The sequence below is a fragment of the Streptomyces olivaceoviridis genome, from assembly GCF_014650115.1.
Lineage (GTDB): Bacteria > Actinomycetota > Actinomycetes > Streptomycetales > Streptomycetaceae > Streptomyces > Streptomyces olivaceoviridis.
In genome coordinates, this window is sequence record NZ_BMUI01000028.1 from 15,819 (window position 1) to 35,919 (window position 20,101).

Genomic DNA, 20,101 nt, shown 5'->3' on the forward strand with positions numbered 1-20,101 from the left:
GGCGCCCATGCCCGTCGACCACACATCGGGAACCGTCCGAGCCGGCGGGGAGAAAGAGCGCCCGCGCGACGGAGGCGGAAGCGGCGACGCGCCCGCCGGGCTACGCCGCAACCTCAGCCTGTGGCAGGTGCTCGGCGTATCGATCGGCGTCATGGGCCCGACCCTGTCCGCCAACATCAACCCGCAGGGCGCCGAGCCCGCCGTCGGCCGGGCCATTCCACTGGCGATCGCCATCGCCACGGTGGGCGTGCTCCTGCTGTCGTACAGCTTCGTGCGGCTCAGCCAGCACTTCAACACGTCCGGATCGGTGTTCGGCTTCGTCGGCGCCACCCTGGGCGCCCGCGCGGGCACCGTCGCCGGCTGGTGCCTGCTCGGCACCTATCTGCTGTTCGGCATGAGCAGCGCCTACTCGGCCGCCATCTTCTCGACCTCGCTGATCGAGTCGCTCGGCCTCCTGTCCGACCCCCCGAACTGGCTGCCCCACCTGATCGCCCTGCTCGTCCTGCTGGCCGCGGCGGTGATCACGGTGTTCCCCGCCCGACGCGGCGCCGACCTGCTGCTGTGGATCGAGGGAGCCACCGTCGTACTCATCCTGCTGATCAGCGCGGTGGTCGTCTACCGGATCAGCACCGCGCACGGCCCGCAGGGCCAGGAATTCACCCTGTCCGTCTTCCGGCCCGCCGAAGGCACCGGCAGTTCGGCGCTCTTCCTCGGCGCCGTGTTCGGCTTCCTGGCCTTCGCGGGCTTCGAGAGCGCGGCCACCCTCGGCGAGGAAGCCCGCGAACCACGCCGCACCATTCCCCGGGCCGTCATCGGGACCGTACTGATCGGCGGCGTCTTCTACATCGTCACCAGCGCCGTGGAGGTCATGGGGTTCGGCACCCGCGCCTCGGACCTGGCCCGCCTCCATGCCAGCGGTTCGCTCTACGGTGATCTGGGCGCGGCCTACCTGTCCTCCTGGGTCGGTGACATCGTCACGGTCGGTACCACGGTCTCGGCGCTGGGCGGCGCGATCGGCTGCCTGATCGGCGCGTCCCGGATGCTGCTGTCCCTGTCCCGGGCGGCGACGACCAGGGACACGGTGGTCACCCGGGTGTCCCAGCGGTACGGCACACCGGTCGGGGCCGTCGGCGTGGCCTTCGCCGTGATGGTGGCGTCCGTGGTGGTCTTCGGATGGGTGGCCCGCGTGCCCGTCGCCCTGCCCTGGGCGTGGATCGGGACGGTGGGGACCCTGATCGTGCTGGTGGTGTACCTGCTGGCGACGGTGGGCGCCGCCGGGATGCTGCTGCGGACCCGGCGGGTGCCGCGCCGGGAAATGGTCATCCCCGCCGCGACCGTGGCCGTGCTCGGCTACACGCTGTACCGCAACATCGTGCCCTACCCGACGGGTGCGGCCTTCTGGCTGCCGATCACGGCCGGCGCCTGGATAGCGGTGGCACTGGCCGCCGTCCTGCTCTCTCCGGCACTGGTACGGAGGATCGGGCACCGGCTCACCGAGGAGGAAGGACTCGCCTGACCCCGCCTCGCCCTGCCCCGCCCCGCCTCGCCCCGTGCCGGGCGGCGAGGCCGAGGCGAGGAGGACGGGGGCCCTCCTACCCGGCGACCCTCCTACCCGGCGACCCTCTGGCCCGGCGACCCTCCGGCCCCGCAGGCGTGACCCGTGTGCGCGGCAGCTGAGCCGGAGGGTCGCCTTGTCATGGACTACCGTGCGGGCGCGGCGGAGAACGACGCCCGGGTCGGCCCGGAGTTCGTCGGTGCCCCCTGCCTCCCTGCGGGCCGCCGCCTCCAGGACTGGCTGCGCGCGTTCCCGGACGACACCCGTCCGCTGAGCCTGGAGTTCGGCGTGGGCCTCACCCCGGTGTCGTCCGCCGGCCCGGCGAACACCTCGTCCGCGACTTCCCCCGGGGCGCGCGTCGTACGCGCCAGCCCCGCCCACCCCGACCTCTCCGACCGGGCGCCGCCCGCCCCGCAGACGCCGACCACCCGCTCGGCGTACTCACCGCCGACATGGGATGCCGACGCCCGTCACCGGAGTCGTCGGCGAGCCGCGGCCGGCCACAGGGGAGACCGGTGACCCATCCGCCGAACCGATGGCGGCGCGCACACAGGCCGCCCCGGCCCACCCAACTGCCGCAGTGGACACGGCACTTGACCAGTCACCCACCGGGCGATTGGATCGCGTTGATCCGCGGTGACGCCGGAAGCGGGGACCGCACGCGTTCCCGGGCCCGCCGCACACCGTGGGTCGCCGACACCCCCCACCGCCCCCGACCCCGCACGCCCGACTCCCGACGGCGGGCACGCGCTTTGGAGTCATCGTGACCGAGTCACACCGCAAGAACACCTGGACCCGGCGCCGGATCCTCGGCACCGCCGCGGGAGGTGCCGCGGCAGCCGTGTTCGCATCGTCCGGCGGCGCGGAGGCCGCCACCGTGTCGGACGGGCCGTCCGCCGCACCGTCCGCCTCCCCGGTCGGCGACGTCGTCGGCAAAATAACCGTCGGTTACCAGGGCTGGTTCGCGGCCAAGGGCGACGGCGCCCCCATCGACGGCTGGTGGCACTGGTCGAAGGACTGGAGCAGAACCCCGTCCTCGACGAACACCGGTATCAAGTGCTGGCCGGACATGCGTGAATACACGCACACCTACCCCACCGGCTACGCCGCCCTGGGCGACGGCCGGCCCGCGACGCTCTTCTCGTCGTACGACCAGCAGACGGTCGACACGCACTTCTCGTGGATGTCCCAGTACGGGGTGGACACCGCGGCCCTCCAGCGGTTCAACCCGACCGGGGGCGAGGGCCCGACACGCGACGCGATGGCCCAGAAGGTGCGCAGCGCCGCCGAGGCGCACGACGTGAAGTTCTACGTCATGTACGACGTCACCGGGTGGACGTCCATGCAGTCCGAGATCAAGGCGGACTGGACCGGGAAGATGAAGGCGCACACCGCGAGTCCGGCCTACGCACGGCAGAACGGCAAACCGGTGGTCGCCGTCTGGGGCTTCGGCTTCAACGACGACGACCACGCCTTCTCCGCCGCCGCCTGCGCCGACGTCATAGCCTGGTTCAAGTCGCAGGGCTGCTACGTCATCGGAGGCGTTCCGAAGGAGTGGCGGACTGGCGGCCAGGGCAGCCGGGACGGCTTCCTCGACGTCTACCACGCGTTCGACATGATCTCGCCCTGGATGGTCGGCGCCATCGGCAGCGTCGCCGAATCCGACCACTACTACCAGTACGTCAATCTGGGCGACCAGGCGGACTGCGACGCCCACGGCATCGACTACCAGCCCTGTGTGCTGCCCGGCGACGTCTCGATCCCCGGCCAGCGGGCGCACGGCGACTTCATGTGGCGGCAGTTCTACAACATGGTCCGGGTGGGCGCACAGGGCATCTACATCTCGATGTTCGACGAGTTCAACGAGGGCAACCAGATCGCCAAGACTGCCGAGACCAAGGCGTCCGTCCCCGCCGACTCGGGCTTCCTGGCACTGGACGAGGACGGCACCGCCTGCTCCTCCGACTACTACCTGCGGCTCACGGCCGACGGCGGCCGGATGCTCAAGGGCCGGATCGCGCTCACCCCGACCCGCCCCACCGAGCCCGTGACCGGGGGCTCCACCCCGCCCGCCACCGGCACGGTCGTCAGTCTCAAGGCGAGCGTCAACAACGCCTACGTCACCGCGGAGGACGCCGGCGCCTCGCCCCTCGTCGCCAACCGCACGGCCATCGGGCCCTGGGAGCAGTTCGACATGGTGGACGCGGGCAGCGGCTCGATCGCCCTGCGGGCGCACGCCAACGGCCGTTACGTCACCGCGGGTACGGCTCCACTGACAGCCGACGGCACCACGCCCGGCCGGGCCCAGGCCTTCCAGCTCGTCCGCAATGCCGACGGCACGGTCAGCCTGCTCGCCCTGGCGAACGGGCGGTACGTCACCGCGGAGGACGCCGGCGCCTCGCCCCTCGTCGCCAACCGGACCGCCATCGGGCCGTGGGAGAAGTTCACCCTGATCACCGGCTGAGCACCGAGCACCCGCCGGACGGCCGACGCGCCGGGCCCGTTCTCCGCAGGCCGTCCGGCAGGGAGGCCGGCAGATCCGGGGAGAGCGTCAGGCAGGGGCGGTCGGACAACGGCCGGCGGGCGACCGTCCGTACGGCGTCCAGGCTCGCCTTGCCGCACAGGCCGCAGGACGACGTGGTGTAGAAGTTCCGCCGGAGCGTGAAGCGTTCGGCGCCGATCCCTTCGGTCGTGCGCACGTCGACCACGTTGTAGGGGTTGCGCCCGTCCTCGGTGGCACCGGCGCAGTACGTCATGGTCCGCAGCTCCTCGACCGAGGCCGGCGCCCGGGCCGACCGCTTCCGTCCCCGTCCCGCCAGCCGGCACCCGACGCACCCCGCGTGCCCGTCCCGCGCGGGCGGAGGCATCCGTCATCCGACGGCGATACCCCCTCCGCCGCCCCTCCGCATCGCCCCCTCACCGCATGTTCATGCGATGCGCGCCGGCTCGCCCCGCTCGCACACTGCCGGGCAGTGGCGAAAGGAGTCGTGGTGAGCCCTCTGTTCCGTACCGATGCCCGGACCGACGCCCGACAGGACCCTGGACAGGACCCCAACGGGTGGCGCGCCCTCTGGGTCACCCTGGTCGCCGGGTTCATGATCCTGCTGGACGTGACGATCGTGTCCGTGGCCCTGCCGTCCATGGCGCGCGACCTGGGCGCGAAGCCGTCGTCGGTGCAGTGGGGCGTGTCGGGCTACGCGCTCACCTTCGCCCTCGCCCTCGTGGTGGCGGGGCGGTTGGGCGACGCCGTGGGCCGCCGGCGGATCTTCCTCGTGGCGCTCGCCGCCTTCGTCGTGTGCAGCGCGGCCGTCGGCGCGGCCCCTACGATCGGGCTGGTCGTGGCGGCGCGGCTCGCCCAGGGGGTGTCGGCCGGCTTCCTGGCACCACAGAACTCCGCGCTGATCCAGCAGCTCTTCACGGACTCCGAACGACCGCGCGCCTTCGGGCTGTTCAGCGCCACGGTGGGCATCTCCAGCGCCGTCGGCCCCATCACCGGCGGCGTCATCCTCGCCCTGGCCACGGGTACGGACGGCTGGCGGTGGATCTTCTACGTCAACGTGCCCATCGGTGCGGCGGCCCTGCTCCTGGGCCGCCGGCTCCTGCCGAGGTCGGCCCCCGGCGTACGGGGGCACCTCAGCTCGCGGACGCCGTCCAGGCCGCCCCGGTCGGGTGATGCGCAAGCGGCGGACAGCGCGGTGAACGGCAGATGGTGCGGATGCCTGGCCCTCCGTATACCGCGTCAGCGGGCACCCGGCCGAACGGAACCGCCGGAGCCAGAGCACGCTCGACCACGCGGCGAACGAGGACAGGTTTCGTGGCGAACTCGACATCGTCCGGGAACGCCGGCCGCGCGACATCGCCCACGATCGGAGGTCCACGCGCTCGGGAGATACAACGGCACTGGTGCGCCAATGCTCCCTTCGTCCGCCGCCGCCTCCGTGGGAACATGATCCCTGACAGGCAGTACACCCCCAAGGAGACAGACCAGGCATGTTCGACGCCCTGAAGAACCTCAAGGACAAGGCCGAGGATCTCGCCGCGGCCCACGGCGACAAGATCTCCGAAGGGCTTGAAAAAGTCGGGGACTTCATCGACGACAGGACCGACGGCAAGTACAGCGAGAAGATCGACACGGCTGTCGACAAGGCCCAGGACTACGTCGAGCAGCTGGGCGAGCACAAGAACTGACCTGCCGTCAGGCTTATAGCGAGTCCGGGTGCCGCGCACGGTCGGGCACCCGGATCCCTGTGCAGGCGTCGGGCTGGCCGGTCTCCGCCTGATCAGGAAGCATCGCAGGACCATCCCGGACCCCGCCGCGGCGAAGGTGCCGGACCTGATCGGCCGCGACTTCACCGCGGACGAGGTGAACCGGACGTACGTCCGGTATAGGCGAGCCGGGAGTGGTCGTCGAGCGCCGAATGCAGGTACGTGTATCCGACCTTGCCGGTGCCGGGCCCGGTGCGTTCGGAGGCGCGGGCGGACTCGGTACCGACCCCGTGCATCCGCCAGCCGCCGCCGGTCGGGATGCGTCCGAGCTTCTTGACGTCGACGTGGATCAGGTCGCCGACCCGGTCGTGCTCTAGCGGATGACCTCGTCGAGGTCCCGGAGCCGGTTGAGTCCTCGCCGCACCAGGATGCGGTGAACTGTCGCGGGCGCGAGTGTGACGCCGCGCAGCCGCTGCAGGTCGGCGGCGAGCCGGCCTGGCCCGTGCTTGGTCTGCCGCCGCAGCGCCTCCACCAGGTCAGCGATGTCCTCGGGGTGCGGGCGGGGCTACCGGGAGCCCTGAGATCTCAGGGTTCCCCCGTGAGCGGCTGCGCGTGGCGTCAGCGTGCGAACTTTTCGATGGCCGCTGGGGTGACGGGGGTGAAGAAGTTGACGAGGTTGCCGTCGGGGTCACGGAACAGCAGCGAACGGTTGCCCCAGGGCATCGTGGTGGGCTTGGTGACGAAGTCGGTGACGAAGCCGGTCAGGTTGTCGTGAACGCTGTCCACGTCGTCGACGAGGAACTCGATGATCACGCTGTGGTTGTCCGCCGGGCGGGCAGAGCCCGGGGCGAACAGCGGGACGGTGCGGGTGCTGCCGATCGCGAGGGTGGCGCCCGCGGTCCTGAGTTCGGCGAAGTCCTCGTTGGCCCATGTCGCCCGCGCCCCTGTGGCGCGCTCGTAGAACTCGACGAGGCGCGCTACGTCGCCGGTGATGATGCGGATCGAGATGAAGTCCATGGGATCTCCTTGGCTGTGCTGGAGGCGTACACGTCGCAGGTTAGGAGGAATAGTGGACAGAATCGGTCCTGTATTCGCGTTAGGCTGCGAACATGCCTCGACCCACCGGCCGCGTGCTGACACTCCTGGAGCTGCTGCAGTCGGGCGGCACCCGGACTGTGGCCGAGCTCGCTGACCGTCTCGGCGTCGAAGGACGCACTGTGCGGCGGTATGTGGACCAGCTGATCGACCTGGACGTGCCCGTGGAGTCGGTGCGTGGCCGCTACGGCGGGTACCGGCTGGCTCCCGGGTACCGCCTGCCTCCGCTCATGCTCAGCGACGACGAGGCGCTGGCCGTGCTGCTCGGCCTGGTCGCCGGCCGCCGGGCAGGGCTGACGACGACGGAGCGCACGGCAAACGAGACGGCGTCGGCGAAGATCCGGCGGGTGCTGCCCAAGCACATCGCCCGTCGGCTCGACACACTCCTGGAAGCTCTCGCCTTCACGGATCAGCCCGGCGAGTTCGACACCCCGGACGCCGGGGTCCTGCTCACCGTCGCCGATGCGGTGCGCCACCGCCGACCGGTCTCGATCCGCTACACCGACCGTGACGGACGGCCCAGCGAACGCACGCTGCACGCGTACGGGATCGTCGCCCATGCGGGCCGGTGGTATGTCACGGGGAAGGACGCCCGGATCGGCGAGGACCGAACCTTCCGGCTCGATCGCATCGCAGACGCGCGGACCCTGACCGGCTCATTCGAAGCGCCCGTGGGTCCCGCTCCCGCACAGCGCGTGTTGTCAGGGTTCGCCACGGCCGGGTACCGGCATGAGGTGACCTTGCGGATCCACGGGACGGTTGAGCAGATCCGCGCCCACCTTCCCGTCAGCGTCGCGAGCCTGGAGGAGCACGAGCCCGCGGCCGGCGAGGACGGGGCGACCGAGCGCTGGCTGCGCGTCGAGCTGCGGGCGGAGCGGCTCGACTGGCTGCCTCCGGTACTCGCCTCACTCGACCAGCCGTTCGTCATCGAGCGCCCCGATGAACTCCGCGACCTCGTCATCGCGCTCGCCGATCGCCTCACGTCCTCTGCCCGCCGAGCCTGACAGCGAGGAACCAGTGTCATGAGATGGCACACCGGTATTCGACGGCCCCGTCCAGCGCCAGGGCTTGCGGAGAGCGGTGAACCACCGATAACAGGGTTCAGTAAAGCGAACTCCCCCTCACTGTCGCGGACCCATCGCGTCTCCCGCAACGCGCAAGGGATCAAGGGGGCGGTCCGTGTATTTCAGGAATTGGCCCTTGCGGTATTTCGACAGGTTCTCGCCCTAGAGAACCCGATCTGCGGGTGCGTCCCTTGGACGGGGCACGGTCAGCACTGAGCCGGGATGAGCGGCGCGACCCTTCCCCGCGGCGCGACCTCTGGACGTGCAGCCAGCCCGGCCGGGAAATGCCTATTCCACTTTCGCCAGGTGCCCAATCGTGTTGATCATCACGGTGTGCGGAGTGATCAATTCCACTATCTTTCCCAGCGTGACCGCCACCCAAATAGTTCATGACCAGGGCATATCCACAGAACTCGCTCGTATCCTGTTAGGGCCCCGCGCAGAGCAGATCCACGAGCCCTGGAGACGCCTGTTCAGCGGACATCGTTTCGCCTTCCAGGAAGGCCTCAGTCCACAGGACCGCACGGCGCTGTCGTACGAGCGGCTCAGGATCATCGCCGAAGCCGTGCCGGACCCCGTCGGTCTCGCCTCGGATATTGAGCTGCTCGCGGCGATGCACGAGTGGGCCGGGGTGGTGGACGCAGGCATGGCGACGATCGCGAGCATCCACTGGAATCTGCATATCGGCAGCCTGCTGGACCATGACCACGACGGACGGGACCTGTCCGTCTACAGCGACATCGAGCGCATTGGTACGTTTCTGTGCACCGAGTTGGATCATGGCAACGACGCCGCAGCCTTGGAGACGACAGCACGGTTCGACTTCGCCACGGGCGGCTTCATCCTTGACACACCAACTCCCGGCTCCTGCAAGTGGATGCCCAACACCAGCGGCACCGGCGGAGCCAAGAACGCTCTGGTAGCGGCCCGCTTGGTGGTCGGGGATGTCGATCACGGAGTGTTCCTGTTCCTCACACCGCTCACCGACAGCGAGGGGCGGCACTACCCAGGCGTGGAGGTGCGCCCCCTTCCGCAGACGGCCAGCGCACCGGTCGACCACTGTGCCACCTACTTCCACGGCGTGCGGCTTCCCTTCGAGGCCATGGTGCAGGGCGAGCAGGGACGGCTGTCGCCCGACGGCACCTTCACCAGCACCCTGGGGAATCCCCGGAAACGTTTCCTCAGATCGGTCCGCCGCGTGCACGCCGGCAAGTTGTGCATGAGCGCCTACAGCCTCGGAGTGACGCGACACGCCTTGGCAGTCGCCATGCGGCACTCTCACCGCCGCCTCACGTCCGGGATGACGACGGGCCGCAAGGTCGCCCTCATCGAGCACCGCAGCCATCACGCGCCTCTTCTGTCCGCGGTGGCCACGACCTACGCCGCGACGTTACTGCACCGCCATGTGGTGCAGCGGTGGACCAGCGGCACGGACGCAGACCAGGACGGAGTCGAGCGTTTGGCGGCCGTGGCCAAGGCTTGGATCACCTGGCAGGCTCGGGCGGTCATGACCGAGTGCCGGGAGCGTTGCGGAGCACAAGGCCTGCTGCTGTCGAACGGGATCGCCTACCAACTGGCTGCGAACGAAGGGACCGTCACCGCCGAGGGCGACAACCAGGTCATCTGGGTCAAAGCCGCAGGCGAGATGCTCATGGGCGGCTTCACCCCGATGCCGCCGTCAGAGGTACCTCCGGCCAGCCGCTCACTCCACGATGCGGAGTACCTGATGGAACTGCTGGCCGATGTCGAGCGCATCTGGCATGGCCGAGCACGGAGCCGACTGCGTACGGGACGCCGCGGTGATCCCCTGGCGCGGTGGAACGGAACCGTGCGACCGGCTTTGCAGCTCGTCGACGCTTACGTACACCGGCTCGCGGCGGAGGTGCTGCTGCGCGAAGGCGGCGAGACGGCGGATCCGCAGGCTCGGGCACTCCTCGGACAGCTGCACCGCCTGTTCGCGCTGCGCCAGGTGAGGACACACGCTGGGGACTTGCTGGCCGACGGGCGTATCACCCCGGAGCACGTGCGGCAGTTGCCCGACGCAGAAGAGGCGCTGATCGAGATGCTCGTGCCTTACTCCCTGCAACTGACCGAAGGATTCGCCGCCTTGGAAAGCGTCGTGGAAGGACATCCGATGTTGCAGGCCCGAGCTGCGAAGACCGAAATGACGCCCGCGTAGCCGGCCCGGGCTCGCACTCGTCGCCGGTCAGGAGGCGCGGGGGAGAAGGTGGGCGGAGAACCCGCGGTACGCGCCGGAAGCGATCAATCACTGGCGAGTGCTTCGCGCCTGTCGAGGGCGGCGACGGCGAGGTTGGCCAGGCCGCGCTGTCGGTCAGTGACCCGGTGGTACCCGGTTGGTACCCCCCTTCTCCAGGCCGGCGAGCGGGGCTCTGAGCAGGCAGATCATGACCGACGGGCTCGTCGCCGCCCCGAGCCGCCCCGAGCCGCCCCGAGCCGCCCAGTGCCGGCGGGGAAGACAGGTGCTGCCGGGCGCGCCCCGGCCGCCGTGTCCGCGGGCAGTCCCCCGGCCCGCCCGCGGACACGTCCGCCGCCGGCGGCGCCGGCAGGAACGGCGCCGACGCCGAGGGAGGGTCGGGTCGCGGGAGACGGCCGCCGTGCCGCGCGGGCAGCTGAACCAGCCAGGCGGCTACCACCCGGCCCGGGCGGCGGGGATCGCCGAATGCCTGAGGGGCGTCAAGCCCGGCGCCGCCCGGGAGAAGGCCCTGAGTGTGCGGGGCGAGGTATGCGGGAAGACCTCGGGCGCCCTGCGCGGCGGTGCCGCCGACCCGGCACGCGCCGCCGCCTCCGCCGGCAACTGCCGGCCGCCGCTCCGGAACTGTCGGTGGCGCTGCCCGACCGCGCCGCGCGGCCTGTCGAGCCGCCGCGCTCACCGGCCCGGGTGAGAAGGAGGCACGGGATGCCGGCGAGCGCCGGCACCGGCGGTGACACCCGGAACCCCCGTGAACCGAACACGCGTATCGGGTGCGCCGCACGTTCCCGTAGGGGTCGGACAGTGCGCTGATGGACTTGCCTTCGTGCAGTGATGGACAACTGTCTCGGGTAGCCGTCGTTACCCTGGCGATCGCGCCACGAAACGACGTTGCGGATCGAGCGGAGGTCTTCGTGAGGTCCCGGAGGAAACCCCTTTGGGACATGTGGACGTGGCAGGCCGACGCCGCGTGCCGTGGCACGGACGGCTCTGTCTTCCTCTCGCCCACCGGTGAGCGGGGATCTGCACGCCGACGGCGGGAAGAGTCCAGCGCGTGCGGTCTGTGAGCCCTGTCCGGTCGGTTCTGCTTGTGATCTCTTCGCCAAGGCTTCTTGCCAGGCCCACGACGTCCGGGGTGGTCGCACCAGGCGGAGCGGCGGGAGAGGGCTCAGGACGTCCGTCGCCGCCGACGCCTCAAGCGGCCCGCCGGGGGAAGCTTCCACCGTCATCTGTCCTTCAGACAGCTGACATCGAGATCCATCGCAGGCCATGGGGAAGTGGTGCGGGGTGTCCCGCGCTTGGTCAAGGTGAGTGCAGCGAGGTGAGTGCAGCAAGGAAGGCGCTCGATCGCCGTCACGCGTCATCGGCGAGCCAGGTCCCCGGCTCGTCCGCCATGAAGAAGGTTCCATGTCCCAGTCGCTCGCTCTCCTCACATCCGATCACCGCAGGTCAGACCGTGCCGCACCCGCGCACGGCGTGCCGGGCCGACTGGTCGCGTTGCTGGCCGTCGCCTCCGGCACGACGGTCGCCAACCTGTACTACGCGCAGCCCCTGCTGTCGTCCCTGCGGGACGTCTTCCATATCGGCACGGCCACCGCGGGCACACTGATCACGCTCACCCAGGTCGGTTATGTGATCGGCATGCTCTTCCTGGTGCCGCTCGGCGACCGGCTGGAGAAGCGCGGCCTGATCACCGTCCTGCTGACGGTCACCACCCTCGCCCAGGTGGCGGCCGGCCTCGCGACCGGGTTCCCGATGCTGCTGGCCGCCTCCCTGATCAGCGGTGCCACGTCTGTGGTCGCCCAGATCCTGGTCCCGTTCGCCGCGAGTCTCGCCCCGGACCACGCCCGCGGGCGGATCGTGGGCCGGGTGATGAGCGGCCTGCTCACCGGCATCCTGCTTTCCCGCACGCTCAGTAGCCTGGTCTCCGACGCTGCCGGCTGGCGCGTCGTCTACCTCGGCTCCGCGGTCCTGATGGCCCTGCTGGCCGTGGCCCTGCGGGCCGCGCTGCCCAGGCACGCCCCGACCACGGCTGTCCCCTACCACCACGTGCTGCGCTCGACCGCCGCACTCTTGCGAAGGCATCCCGCGCTGCCGCGCCGCGGTCTGTACCAGGCGGCGATGTTCGGTGCGTTCAGCGCCTTCTGGACCACCGTCTCCTACGTCCTCACCGGCCCCCGCTTCCACTACTCACCCGTCGGCGTCGGGCTCTTCGCCCTCGTCGGAGCCGCCGGTGCCGCCATCGCCCCGCTCGCCGGGCACTGGGCGGACCGCGAGCTCGCCCGTCCCATGACCGGCCTCGCGTTCGCCGCCGCCGCCGCGGCCTCCGCCGTCGCGGGCTTCGGACAGCACAGCATCGTGTTGCTCGCCCTGGCCGCGATTCTCATCGACATGGCTGTGCAGACCACCCTGATTCTCGGCCAGCACACCATCTACCAGCTCGATGCCAGTGCCCGGGCTCGCCTCAACTCCGTCTTCATCGCCACCTTCTTCCTCGGCGGCGCCCTCGGCTCCCAGCTCGGCTCGATCGCCTACCGCGCCGGCGGCTGGGGCGCGGTGAGCATCCTCGGCGCGGCTCTGCCGCTGCCGGCGCTGCTGTACTGGCTCACCGAACACCGGGCCGCGAGGCGGAAGACCGCCCCTGTGCTCAGCTGAGCCCGCCCCTGTGCTCAGCTGAGCCGCAGAACCGTTGAGGAAGGCGTCCGGCACTCTGCTCTCCGACGGATCCGTGCGCCCACGGACGCGGAGCACGCCTGGAAGGCGAACGGGCTCGCTGACTCGACCATGCCTCCGGACTCGTCCCCAGCACCACCACACAGTGAACTGAAAGGCGCACATCATGAGCAGTGCGGCCCAGCAAGGGCGCATAGGCGCCGCTGTCGAATCGAACGGCGTCAATCCCGTGCCCGATGCCGAACGGCGCGGGAGACCGAGCGGCTTGTTCGCCGTCTGGTTCGCCTGGAACATCTCGATCCTCGGCATCAGCTACGGCATCTTCGTCTTCAGCCTCGGCCTGAACGTCTGGCAGACGATCGTCGCCGGGACCATTGGCTACCTGGCCTCGTCCGCACTCGTCGGCATCCTCGCCGTGGGCGGGCCCCGCACAGGTCTGCCGACCCTCACCCAGACGCGTTTCGCGTTCGGCATGAAGGGCAACAGGATCCCCGCGTTCTTCGCGTATCTCTCCAACATGGGCTGGAAGGTGACAATCATCACCCTGGCCTCCACCACCGGCGCGAAGCTGTTCGCCGAGCTGTGGCCGTCGGTGTTCGCCGACACGGACGGGTCCAGCGCGACGTTCACCATCGTGCTGTGGTTCGTCATCGTGCTCGCCGTGACGATGACGGTGTCCGTCCTCGGCCACGAGCTCATCATGAAGCTCGAAGTCTGGATCTCGTGGGTGACCGGCATCATGACGGTCGTGTTCCTGGGCTTCGTGGTGCCTCAGATCCGGTGGACTCACCTCGGAGACACCCCCGCGGGCGGACCGCTCGTGTTCGTCGGCGGCATCGTGATGGCAATGACCCTGGTCGGCCTCGGCTTCCTCAACTACGGCGGTGACTTCGCCCGTTACCTTCCGCGGAACACCCCGGCGCGCGGTGTGATCGGCTGGACGACCGCCGGACTCAGCCTGCCCGTCGTCACCCTCCTCATCGTCGGGGCGCTCCTCGTCGGCGGGGACCCGAAGCTCGGCGCCGCCACCGCGTCCGACCCGATCGGCGCGCTCACCGCGCTTCTGCCGATGTGGTTCTTCGTCCCGTTCTCCATCGTGATCGTCATCTCGCTCGTCTCGGCTGCGATCACCGGCATGTACAGCTCCGGACTGGCGCTCATGGCGGTCGGTGTGCCGCTGCGCCGCTCCGTGACGACCATGATCAACGCGATCATCATCGCGGCAGGCGCCTTCTACCTGCTGTTCATCTCCACCTCGTTCCTTGCGACGTTCCAGTCGTTCCTGTCGCTCATCGCCGTGATGATGGGCACGATGGGCGGCATCCAGCTCGTCGACTTCATCCGGCAGCGCCGCGCGGGCTGGAACACCGACATGGCGAATCCGCGCGGCCACGGCGGCCGTGACGGGCGCTGGACAGCGATAGTGAGCCTGATCACCGGAACCGTCGTCGGCCTCGGCCTCGTGACGAGTGCCGACCCGAACCTGGGTGAAATCACCGGGTTCCTCCTCACCGAGAGCGGCCGAACCGGTGTGTTCGCGTCAAGCGGGCTCGGCATTGTCATAGCCATGGTGCTCGGCGCCGCGCTCTACGGGATCCTCACGTTCGGACTCCGGCTGGACCCGCGCCCCGACTACTCGCTCGTGGCCGCAGGAGACACCGCTCGCGGGGAGGACGGGTCCCAGCCGCCGGCTCCCGACGCAGCGGACAGCCCCGCGGCCGAATCCACGAACACTGACCGCTGACCGTACTGATGGCGGCGCGGCCCGTGCAGGCCCCGCCGCCATGTCGAGGAGCTGACACCCTTGTCCGCACGAGAGACCGCGCTCCAGCGATTCCGGAACCCGGACCCGTGGCACGCGCCTGCCGCCTACTGGTTCTGGCACCGGCTGCCGGACACGGACACCATCCGCGCCCAGGTGCGGCAGATGTACGACGCCGGGATCCGGAGCTTCCAGGTGCAGGCGCGCCTGTCCTACCCGATCGAGGGTTACCTGGACGACGACTATCTCGCCGCGTGCCGCGTCGCCATCGAGACTGCCGCCGGGCTCGGAATGATCGTCGGCATCTATGACGACTACAACTGGCAGACCGGTCACGCCGCAGGCCGAGCCGTGGCCGGGCACGACGAGCTGCGCGAACGGCACCTCTTCTGGGTGCGGATTCCTACAGGCGGGAGCGAGGGCACACTCAGCGGGATCCGGTCGGCGACGGAGAACCTCGGCCCGACCGCGATGAACTGGCACTACGAGGGCGGCGTCGTCGCCTGGGCCGACTGGCGGGTCGAGTACGCGCTCGTCACCCGAAGGGCGCGGGGCACCGTCATCGAGCGACCCGATCTCGTCGACCGAGTGGACGGCGGGGCCGACGGATGCAGGGTCCGCCTTGTCGAGCCCGTACCCGACGACGCGGAGACGATCGTGTTCGTCTCCGCCCGTTGCGCGACCTCCCGGCTCGTGAACCCCGTCGATCCGGTCGCGGTAGATCGTTTCGTCGAGGCCGGCTACCAGCCCTTCGCCGAAGCGGTCGGCGACTTCTTCGGCGGCACGGTCGCCTACATGTTCTTCGACCAGCCCCACGCCGTGTACTACGACTGGGCGCAGCGCACAGGAGACCTGCGTTCGGCGATGCCCTTCCACGAGAGCCTCGCTGTCTCGATCCGGGAACGCTGGGGCGAGCGGACTCCCCAGGTGCTCGCCTCCGTGCTTGACGGGGACGACCCGGAGAGGCTGAGCCTTCGGGCCCAGTTCTACGAGCACTTCAGCGGCTACGCGATGCGGACGTTCCTCGGTCGGCTGCGGGCCTGGAGCCACGCCCACGGCCTGCGCCAGTCCGGCCACGAAGTCCTCGGGCACGTCGGTGGCTGGACGCTCGACACCGCGTTCGCCAACTGGGATCTGCGGGTCAACTTCGGGCTCGACCACTTCGGCGTGGACGGCTACCGCGACCTCACCGCGGTGGATGCGCAGGACGCCCTGGTACAGCTCAGCCCTGTTTTCGGCGATTCGGTCGCCCGCCACCACGGCCGCAGCGGGACGATGGTCGAGCAGTACTTCCTCACCCCGCCCGAGGGCGGGACCCCTTGGTCCGGCCACTGGGGGCTCACCCTCCAGGAGCTGCGCACAACGGCGATCAACCACCATCTCCAGGGCATGCGGCAGATGATCTTCCACGGCTTCTACCAGACCCACGGCCACGGCGACGATCACGAGTCGCTGCGGAACCCGCGCTTCGACTTTCCCCCGGGCATCAATTTCGAGCCGTGGTTCGCCGATCACCACCTGCGCTTCGCGCTGGAGAGCGCGCGGCTGAGCGAGTTCCTCGAACCGGTGTCACCGCAGAGCGATGTGGCGGTCCTCTACCCGTTGCGCACGATCTGGACGGCGGGCCAGCTCGGCGAGCAGGCGTCGGCGCTGGGACAGTGGGCGCGCGCGCTCACCGAGTCCCGGGTGGGCTTCCACCTTGTGGACGAGCGCGATCTTGAGGCTGCCGTCGTCGAGGACGACCTGCTGTGCTTCGGGGACCGCCGGTACCGGGCGCTCGTTCTTCCCGCCGTGACGACGCTGCGCTCGGCCGCATCACTGCGCCGGCTCAGCCGCCTGGCCGAGGCGGGGGTACGGGTGCTCGCGAGCGGCGCGACACCCGCCGTCTACCAGGAGGGCCCGCAGACCGCGGCCGAGGACTGGGCCGTGCTCGCCCAGGCCGTGGAGGTGTTCGACGCGGTCCCGGAGGAGGCGGTCCTGCGCGGGCTCGTCGCGCCGCGCGGGCAGACCGTACCGACGCTGCACGTGCCGGCGGGCTCGGCGGTGCGCTGGCGCGGCGGCCCGGACGGGGCCGACGGCTTCCGCTTCGCGTGCTTCGCCGAGACCGAGGGGACAGCGGAGCTCCTGCTGCCGGATGGGCCCTGGCAACTCGAGGAGTGGGTGGCCGCCGACGGCACCGTGCGCGCCCTCGACGCGACCGAGGGCGCGGTCGTGCTGAGACTGGAGCGCAACGAGCTGCGCCTGCTGCGTGTACGCAGGGGCGCAGAGCCCGCCAACGGGCGGGCGGGTGCCACGGAAGGTCTCGAGGCCGCGACCGGTCACAACACGCCGGAATGGTCGGAACCTGAGGAGCTCGGATCCGGCTGGGCACTCGAAATCCCCGAGGACGCGTACGAGGAGGCGGGTACGGCCCGGGACATCGCGGTGACGTGCGGCTGGGAGCAGCAGGGCCTTTCGACGTTCGCGGGCACCGCCGACTACGTACGGCGGATCCGGCTCGACGCACCAGTCCTTCTGGAACTGACGCTCCCGGCCGTCGCCGGAGCTGTGCTCGTGTTCGTGAACGGCCGGCGCGTGGGGGAACGTGCCTGGTCGCCGTACCGCATCACGATCCCTGCGGACGCCCTACAGCCCGGAGACAACGAGCTCCGCGTTCGGGTCGCGCCGCCGGCGGCCAACCGCTACTACGCGGGGACCGGGCTTCGCGCCGAGCCCGAACCATGTGGGTTGCTCGCGCCGCCGCTGCTGCGCCACGCGGTCGCCCCGGGCGGTCTCGACTCCGGCCTCCCCCCGTCCTCGGTCACGGAAGGCCGACCCGCCTTGCGCGGTGGGTGCTGAGTCGGCGTGGTCGTTGCCCACGCCTGGCCTGCTGGTCGCCGAGGCGCCGATGGGGGAGGGCAAGACGAAGGCTGCGCCGGCGGCGGAGGTGCTCAGCGGGCCTGACGCTCCGTCGGCGTCTGGCCGAGGCGTACCGGCTCTACGGCGATGCCGCCGAGGCCGGACGCTGGATACGGCGTCCACGTCGACGATGTCCTCATGGTCGCCGCGTGTGAGGCGTGGTGCTCAGCCGGTCCGGGTGTAGCGGTGCTTCACACCGACCGGGAAGTACTCGGGATCGCCGTGCGGGCGCAGCCGCACCAGGGGCGGCTGGAGTTCGGCGGGGACGTAGTTCGCGTACTCGCTGTTCTGCTCGCGCAGCGCGGCGAGGAGCGAGTCCGAGGTCTTCTCCGTCCCGACTTCCGAGGGGGAGTGACCCGGAGCGACCTCCGCGGTGACGCGCAGCCGGGGCCGTTCGCCGTCCTGGATCTCCATGACGAATTTTCCGGTGAGGTACGCGTAGCAGTCGTCCCGTTCCAGGCCCGCCGCGATGGTCTCGGGGAAGATGTTGGCGCCGTACATGGACAGGGCGAACAGCGGGCGGCCGAAGAGCCAGACGTACGGGGCCGCCGGCCGCGGTGCGGTCGAGGGCGCCGGGACGGCTGCCTGCGCGCACCGCTCGATCAGCGCCTCCTCGCTCGCCGTCCCACCCGTGTCGCCCAGCGTGTAGCGCACCAGGGGCACCACGCCGTCCGTGGTGAGGAAGAGTTCGCCGTCCACGGCGTCGAAGTGACGCAGGGCCGGGTCGTACTCCATCAGGGACGGCAGCCGCTCGGAGCCGAACACGACCGGGGCCGCCCCCGCCGTGGCGGCGATGGCGCGGCGCAGCCGGATGCTCGACGGGGTCTCATAGGCGAGTACGCCGGCGTCCGCGGTGCCGTAGAGCCCGGCGGTGGCCGTCTCGGGGCTGACGATGCCCGCGCGCTCGCACACCGTGTCGCGCCAGGTCTCGCTGAACACCTCGCCGGCGAACACGAGGTGCATGCCGTAGCGCTCCCACGGCACACCGTCAGCCCGTCCGGCGTCGACCACGTCCTTCAGGAACGGCGGATAGCCCAGCAGGACGGTCTGCTCGGCGAGCGGAGCCAGCGACCGGACGACCCGCAGCACGGCCGTGACGTCGTTGCCGGGTGCCGCGATGGTCAGGATCAGCCCGGTCCGCGCCAGGTGCTGGAGACACTGAAGCGTGTAGAGACCGCCGACCCAGGATCCGAGGGGGAAGCAGACCACGGCGAGGGTGTGGCGGCTGTCCGCGCCGAAGGTTCCGGCGAGGACGCGGCGGAAGGGCGTGGCCGCGTGTTCCTCGTCGTCGAGACGACGCGGCCAGACCGTGGGCGTGCCGGACGAGCCGGAGGACATCGACACCATCTGTATCGTGCGCGGGTCGGCGTCGCGGCACCGCTCGGCGAGCGGGAAGGCGTTGACGTAGCCGGGCTTGTCCATGGCGGGCAGACCGGGCAGGTCCGAGGGGGCCAACGCCGAGACGTCGATGTCCCGCTCCGCCAGGAAGCGCCGGTAGGCGGGAACGGTTCGCGCCGCCTCCACGGCGAACCGTCCCCAGCGTCCGATGTCCGCGCTGTCGCTCATGCTCTCGTCGTCCTCGTCGTTCCGGCGGTGGCTGTTCCGGTGGTCGCGGTGCCGTGCTCACCGGCTGGGTGCCCACTCTAGCCTCGCCGTTTCGATCGGGGGTGATGAGATGCCGTTGAGGGACAACTGACGGGCGGCCGAGGCGATTTCAGTCCTCGGCCTGACCCTCAGGCACGGCCTTCCGGCTCCCGGCGGCGGCACGGGCCACGCCCCTGTCGAGGGCGACGGATCTCCTGTCCCGGGCGACAGGTCCCCTGGCCTGGACGGCGATGACGACCTGGACGGCGATGACGGCCTGGACGGTGGTGATGGCCGGGGCACTGGTGACCGCCGGGGCGGCGGTCACCGTCCGGGCATCGGCGCCGCCCCGTCGGAGACCGGCCCGACCACGGTGAACCATCCGCCGGCGAACCGCACTTGATCCCCGACCTGCGCCACCGCATGCTGCCGCGCCCCGCTCAGGCCGCACCCGGCCCGGCCGTGATCAGCGAGTGCTCGCCCAGCACCTGGCCCAGATCGACAGGGAGCTGTGAGGCCCCAGGGCGTGAAGGACCGCGGGCCACATCCGTATCGCCTCGCCCACTCCCACCTCGCCGACTGCTTCAGCCAGAGCCGCGTCCTCGTAGCGCGGATGCCGTCACCCCGACAGCCACCGCACATCAGCCACCCGCACCGGATCAGCCGCCCCCACCGGCCAACACCCCCACCCCATGGTCTGAAGGGGGTCGTCGGTCCGGGTCAGGGCAACCATCGCGACGCCGCTGTCCCCGCGTCAGCTGCCGCCCGCTGCGCCCACGCACCGGGCGGCAGCCGGCTGGAACCGAGCCGCGGGGTGACGCGGTGGCGGATGAGGGCGAGGCTCGGTCCCGGGTGGCGAGGGCCCGCTCGATCGCACCTCCTGCCGTCTCGAAATTTCGGACGGTCTTCGTAAATCCAGGACGGGTGTTGGATACCGGAGCGGCCACCGACTGTATCCACGCCGCCTGCGAAACCGGCGCCGCTCCGCCGCCGACGGGCTGCCCATCCGCCCAGCTTGCCAGGCGGTTCGGTCGGCTTTGTCTACGGCGTCGTGC

14 protein-coding genes and 3 pseudogenes are annotated in these 20,101 nt (G+C 70.5%); 11 read left to right on the plus strand and 6 right to left on the minus strand.

What is annotated here, in order from left to right; genetic code table 11:
• Positions 1-7: 7 nt before the first annotated feature.
• From IE273_RS35195 to IE273_RS35205, 3 genes are all read left to right on the plus strand, one after another.
• Positions 8-1,516 (plus strand): APC family permease, encoded by a 1,509-nt coding sequence (locus IE273_RS35195; protein WP_229887856.1) that lies wholly within the window; start codon positions 8-10, stop codon positions 1,514-1,516.
• Between the two features lie 180 nt (positions 1,517-1,696).
• Positions 1,697-2,074, plus strand: a complete 378-nt coding sequence (locus IE273_RS35200; protein ID WP_189819196.1) for a hypothetical protein — start codon at positions 1,697-1,699, stop codon at positions 2,072-2,074.
• Positions 2,075-2,318: 244 nt separating this feature from the next.
• Entirely contained in the window at positions 2,319-4,019 is a 1,701-nt protein-coding gene (locus IE273_RS35205; RefSeq protein ID WP_373309442.1) for a xylosidase, read from the plus strand.
• On the opposite strand, the gene IE273_RS35210 is transcribed toward IE273_RS35205, so the two are convergent.
• Positions 4,009-4,311, minus strand: coding sequence for a formate dehydrogenase accessory sulfurtransferase FdhD (locus IE273_RS35210; protein ID WP_189819197.1), 303 nt, complete (start codon positions 4,309-4,311; stop codon positions 4,009-4,011). The genes IE273_RS35205 and IE273_RS35210 overlap by 11 nt on opposite strands.
• A gap of 234 nt (positions 4,312-4,545) precedes the next feature.
• Between IE273_RS35210 and IE273_RS35215 the strand changes: the two are divergent.
• Positions 4,546-5,202: pseudogene (locus IE273_RS35215) on the plus strand (MFS transporter); the annotation flags it as partial.
• 79 nt (positions 5,203-5,281) lie between these two features.
• On the opposite strand, the pseudogene IE273_RS44060 reads toward IE273_RS35215, so the two are convergent.
• A pseudogene (locus IE273_RS44060) lies at positions 5,282-5,450 on the minus strand (transposase); the annotation flags it as partial.
• Between the two features lie 95 nt (positions 5,451-5,545).
• On the opposite strand from IE273_RS44060, the gene IE273_RS35220 reads away from it, so the two are divergent.
• Positions 5,546-5,743, plus strand: a complete 198-nt coding sequence (locus tag IE273_RS35220; RefSeq protein WP_189819198.1) for an antitoxin — start codon at positions 5,546-5,548, stop codon at positions 5,741-5,743.
• Positions 5,744-6,134: 391 nt separating this feature from the next.
• On the opposite strand, the gene IE273_RS45320 is transcribed toward IE273_RS35220, so the two are convergent.
• Entirely contained in the window at positions 6,135-6,293 is a 159-nt protein-coding gene (locus tag IE273_RS45320; RefSeq protein ID WP_189819199.1) for a hypothetical protein, read from the minus strand.
• An 86-nt stretch (positions 6,294-6,379) separates the two neighbouring features.
• Positions 6,380-6,778: a VOC family protein gene (locus IE273_RS35230; RefSeq protein ID WP_189819200.1), complete on the minus strand. Its 399-nt coding sequence runs from the start codon at positions 6,776-6,778 to the stop codon at positions 6,380-6,382.
• A gap of 92 nt (positions 6,779-6,870) precedes the next feature.
• On the opposite strand from IE273_RS35230, the gene IE273_RS35235 reads away from it, so the two are divergent.
• The 6 genes and pseudogenes from IE273_RS35235 to IE273_RS45325 form a co-directional block, all read left to right on the plus strand.
• The gene (locus tag IE273_RS35235) at positions 6,871-7,860 is read left to right on the plus strand and encodes a helix-turn-helix transcriptional regulator (protein WP_189819201.1); all 990 of its coding nucleotides are present in this window, start codon (positions 6,871-6,873) and stop codon (positions 7,858-7,860) included.
• Positions 7,861-8,236: 376 nt separating this feature from the next.
• Positions 8,237-10,099, plus strand: a complete 1,863-nt coding sequence (locus tag IE273_RS35240) for an acyl-CoA dehydrogenase family protein (RefSeq protein ID WP_189819202.1) — start codon at positions 8,237-8,239, stop codon at positions 10,097-10,099.
• Between the two features lie 1,437 nt (positions 10,100-11,536).
• On the plus strand, positions 11,537-12,784 hold the full coding sequence (locus tag IE273_RS35245; protein ID WP_189819203.1) for an MFS transporter: 1,248 nt from the start codon (positions 11,537-11,539) through the stop codon (positions 12,782-12,784).
• 184 nt (positions 12,785-12,968) lie between these two features.
• Positions 12,969-14,546 carry a purine-cytosine permease family protein gene (locus IE273_RS35250; protein ID WP_189819204.1) on the plus strand — a complete coding sequence of 526 codons (1,578 nt, stop codon included), beginning with the start codon at positions 12,969-12,971 and terminating at the stop codon, positions 14,544-14,546.
• A 60-nt stretch (positions 14,547-14,606) separates the two neighbouring features.
• A complete protein-coding gene (locus IE273_RS35255; RefSeq protein WP_189819205.1) occupies positions 14,607-17,402 on the plus strand; it encodes a hypothetical protein in 2,796 nt (931 codons plus the stop codon).
• A gap of 101 nt (positions 17,403-17,503) precedes the next feature.
• Positions 17,504-17,575, plus strand: a pseudogene (locus IE273_RS45325) (DUF6584 family protein); the annotation flags it as partial.
• A gap of 52 nt (positions 17,576-17,627) precedes the next feature.
• On the opposite strand, the gene IE273_RS35260 reads toward IE273_RS45325, so the two are convergent.
• Complete coding sequence (locus IE273_RS35260; RefSeq protein ID WP_189819206.1) at positions 17,628-19,028, minus strand: phenylacetate--CoA ligase family protein; 1,401 nt, start codon at positions 19,026-19,028, stop codon at positions 17,628-17,630.
• Between the two features lie 148 nt (positions 19,029-19,176).
• Positions 19,177-19,374, minus strand: a complete 198-nt coding sequence (locus IE273_RS35265) for a hypothetical protein (RefSeq protein ID WP_189819207.1) — start codon at positions 19,372-19,374, stop codon at positions 19,177-19,179.
• Between the last annotated feature and the right edge of the window lie 727 nt (positions 19,375-20,101).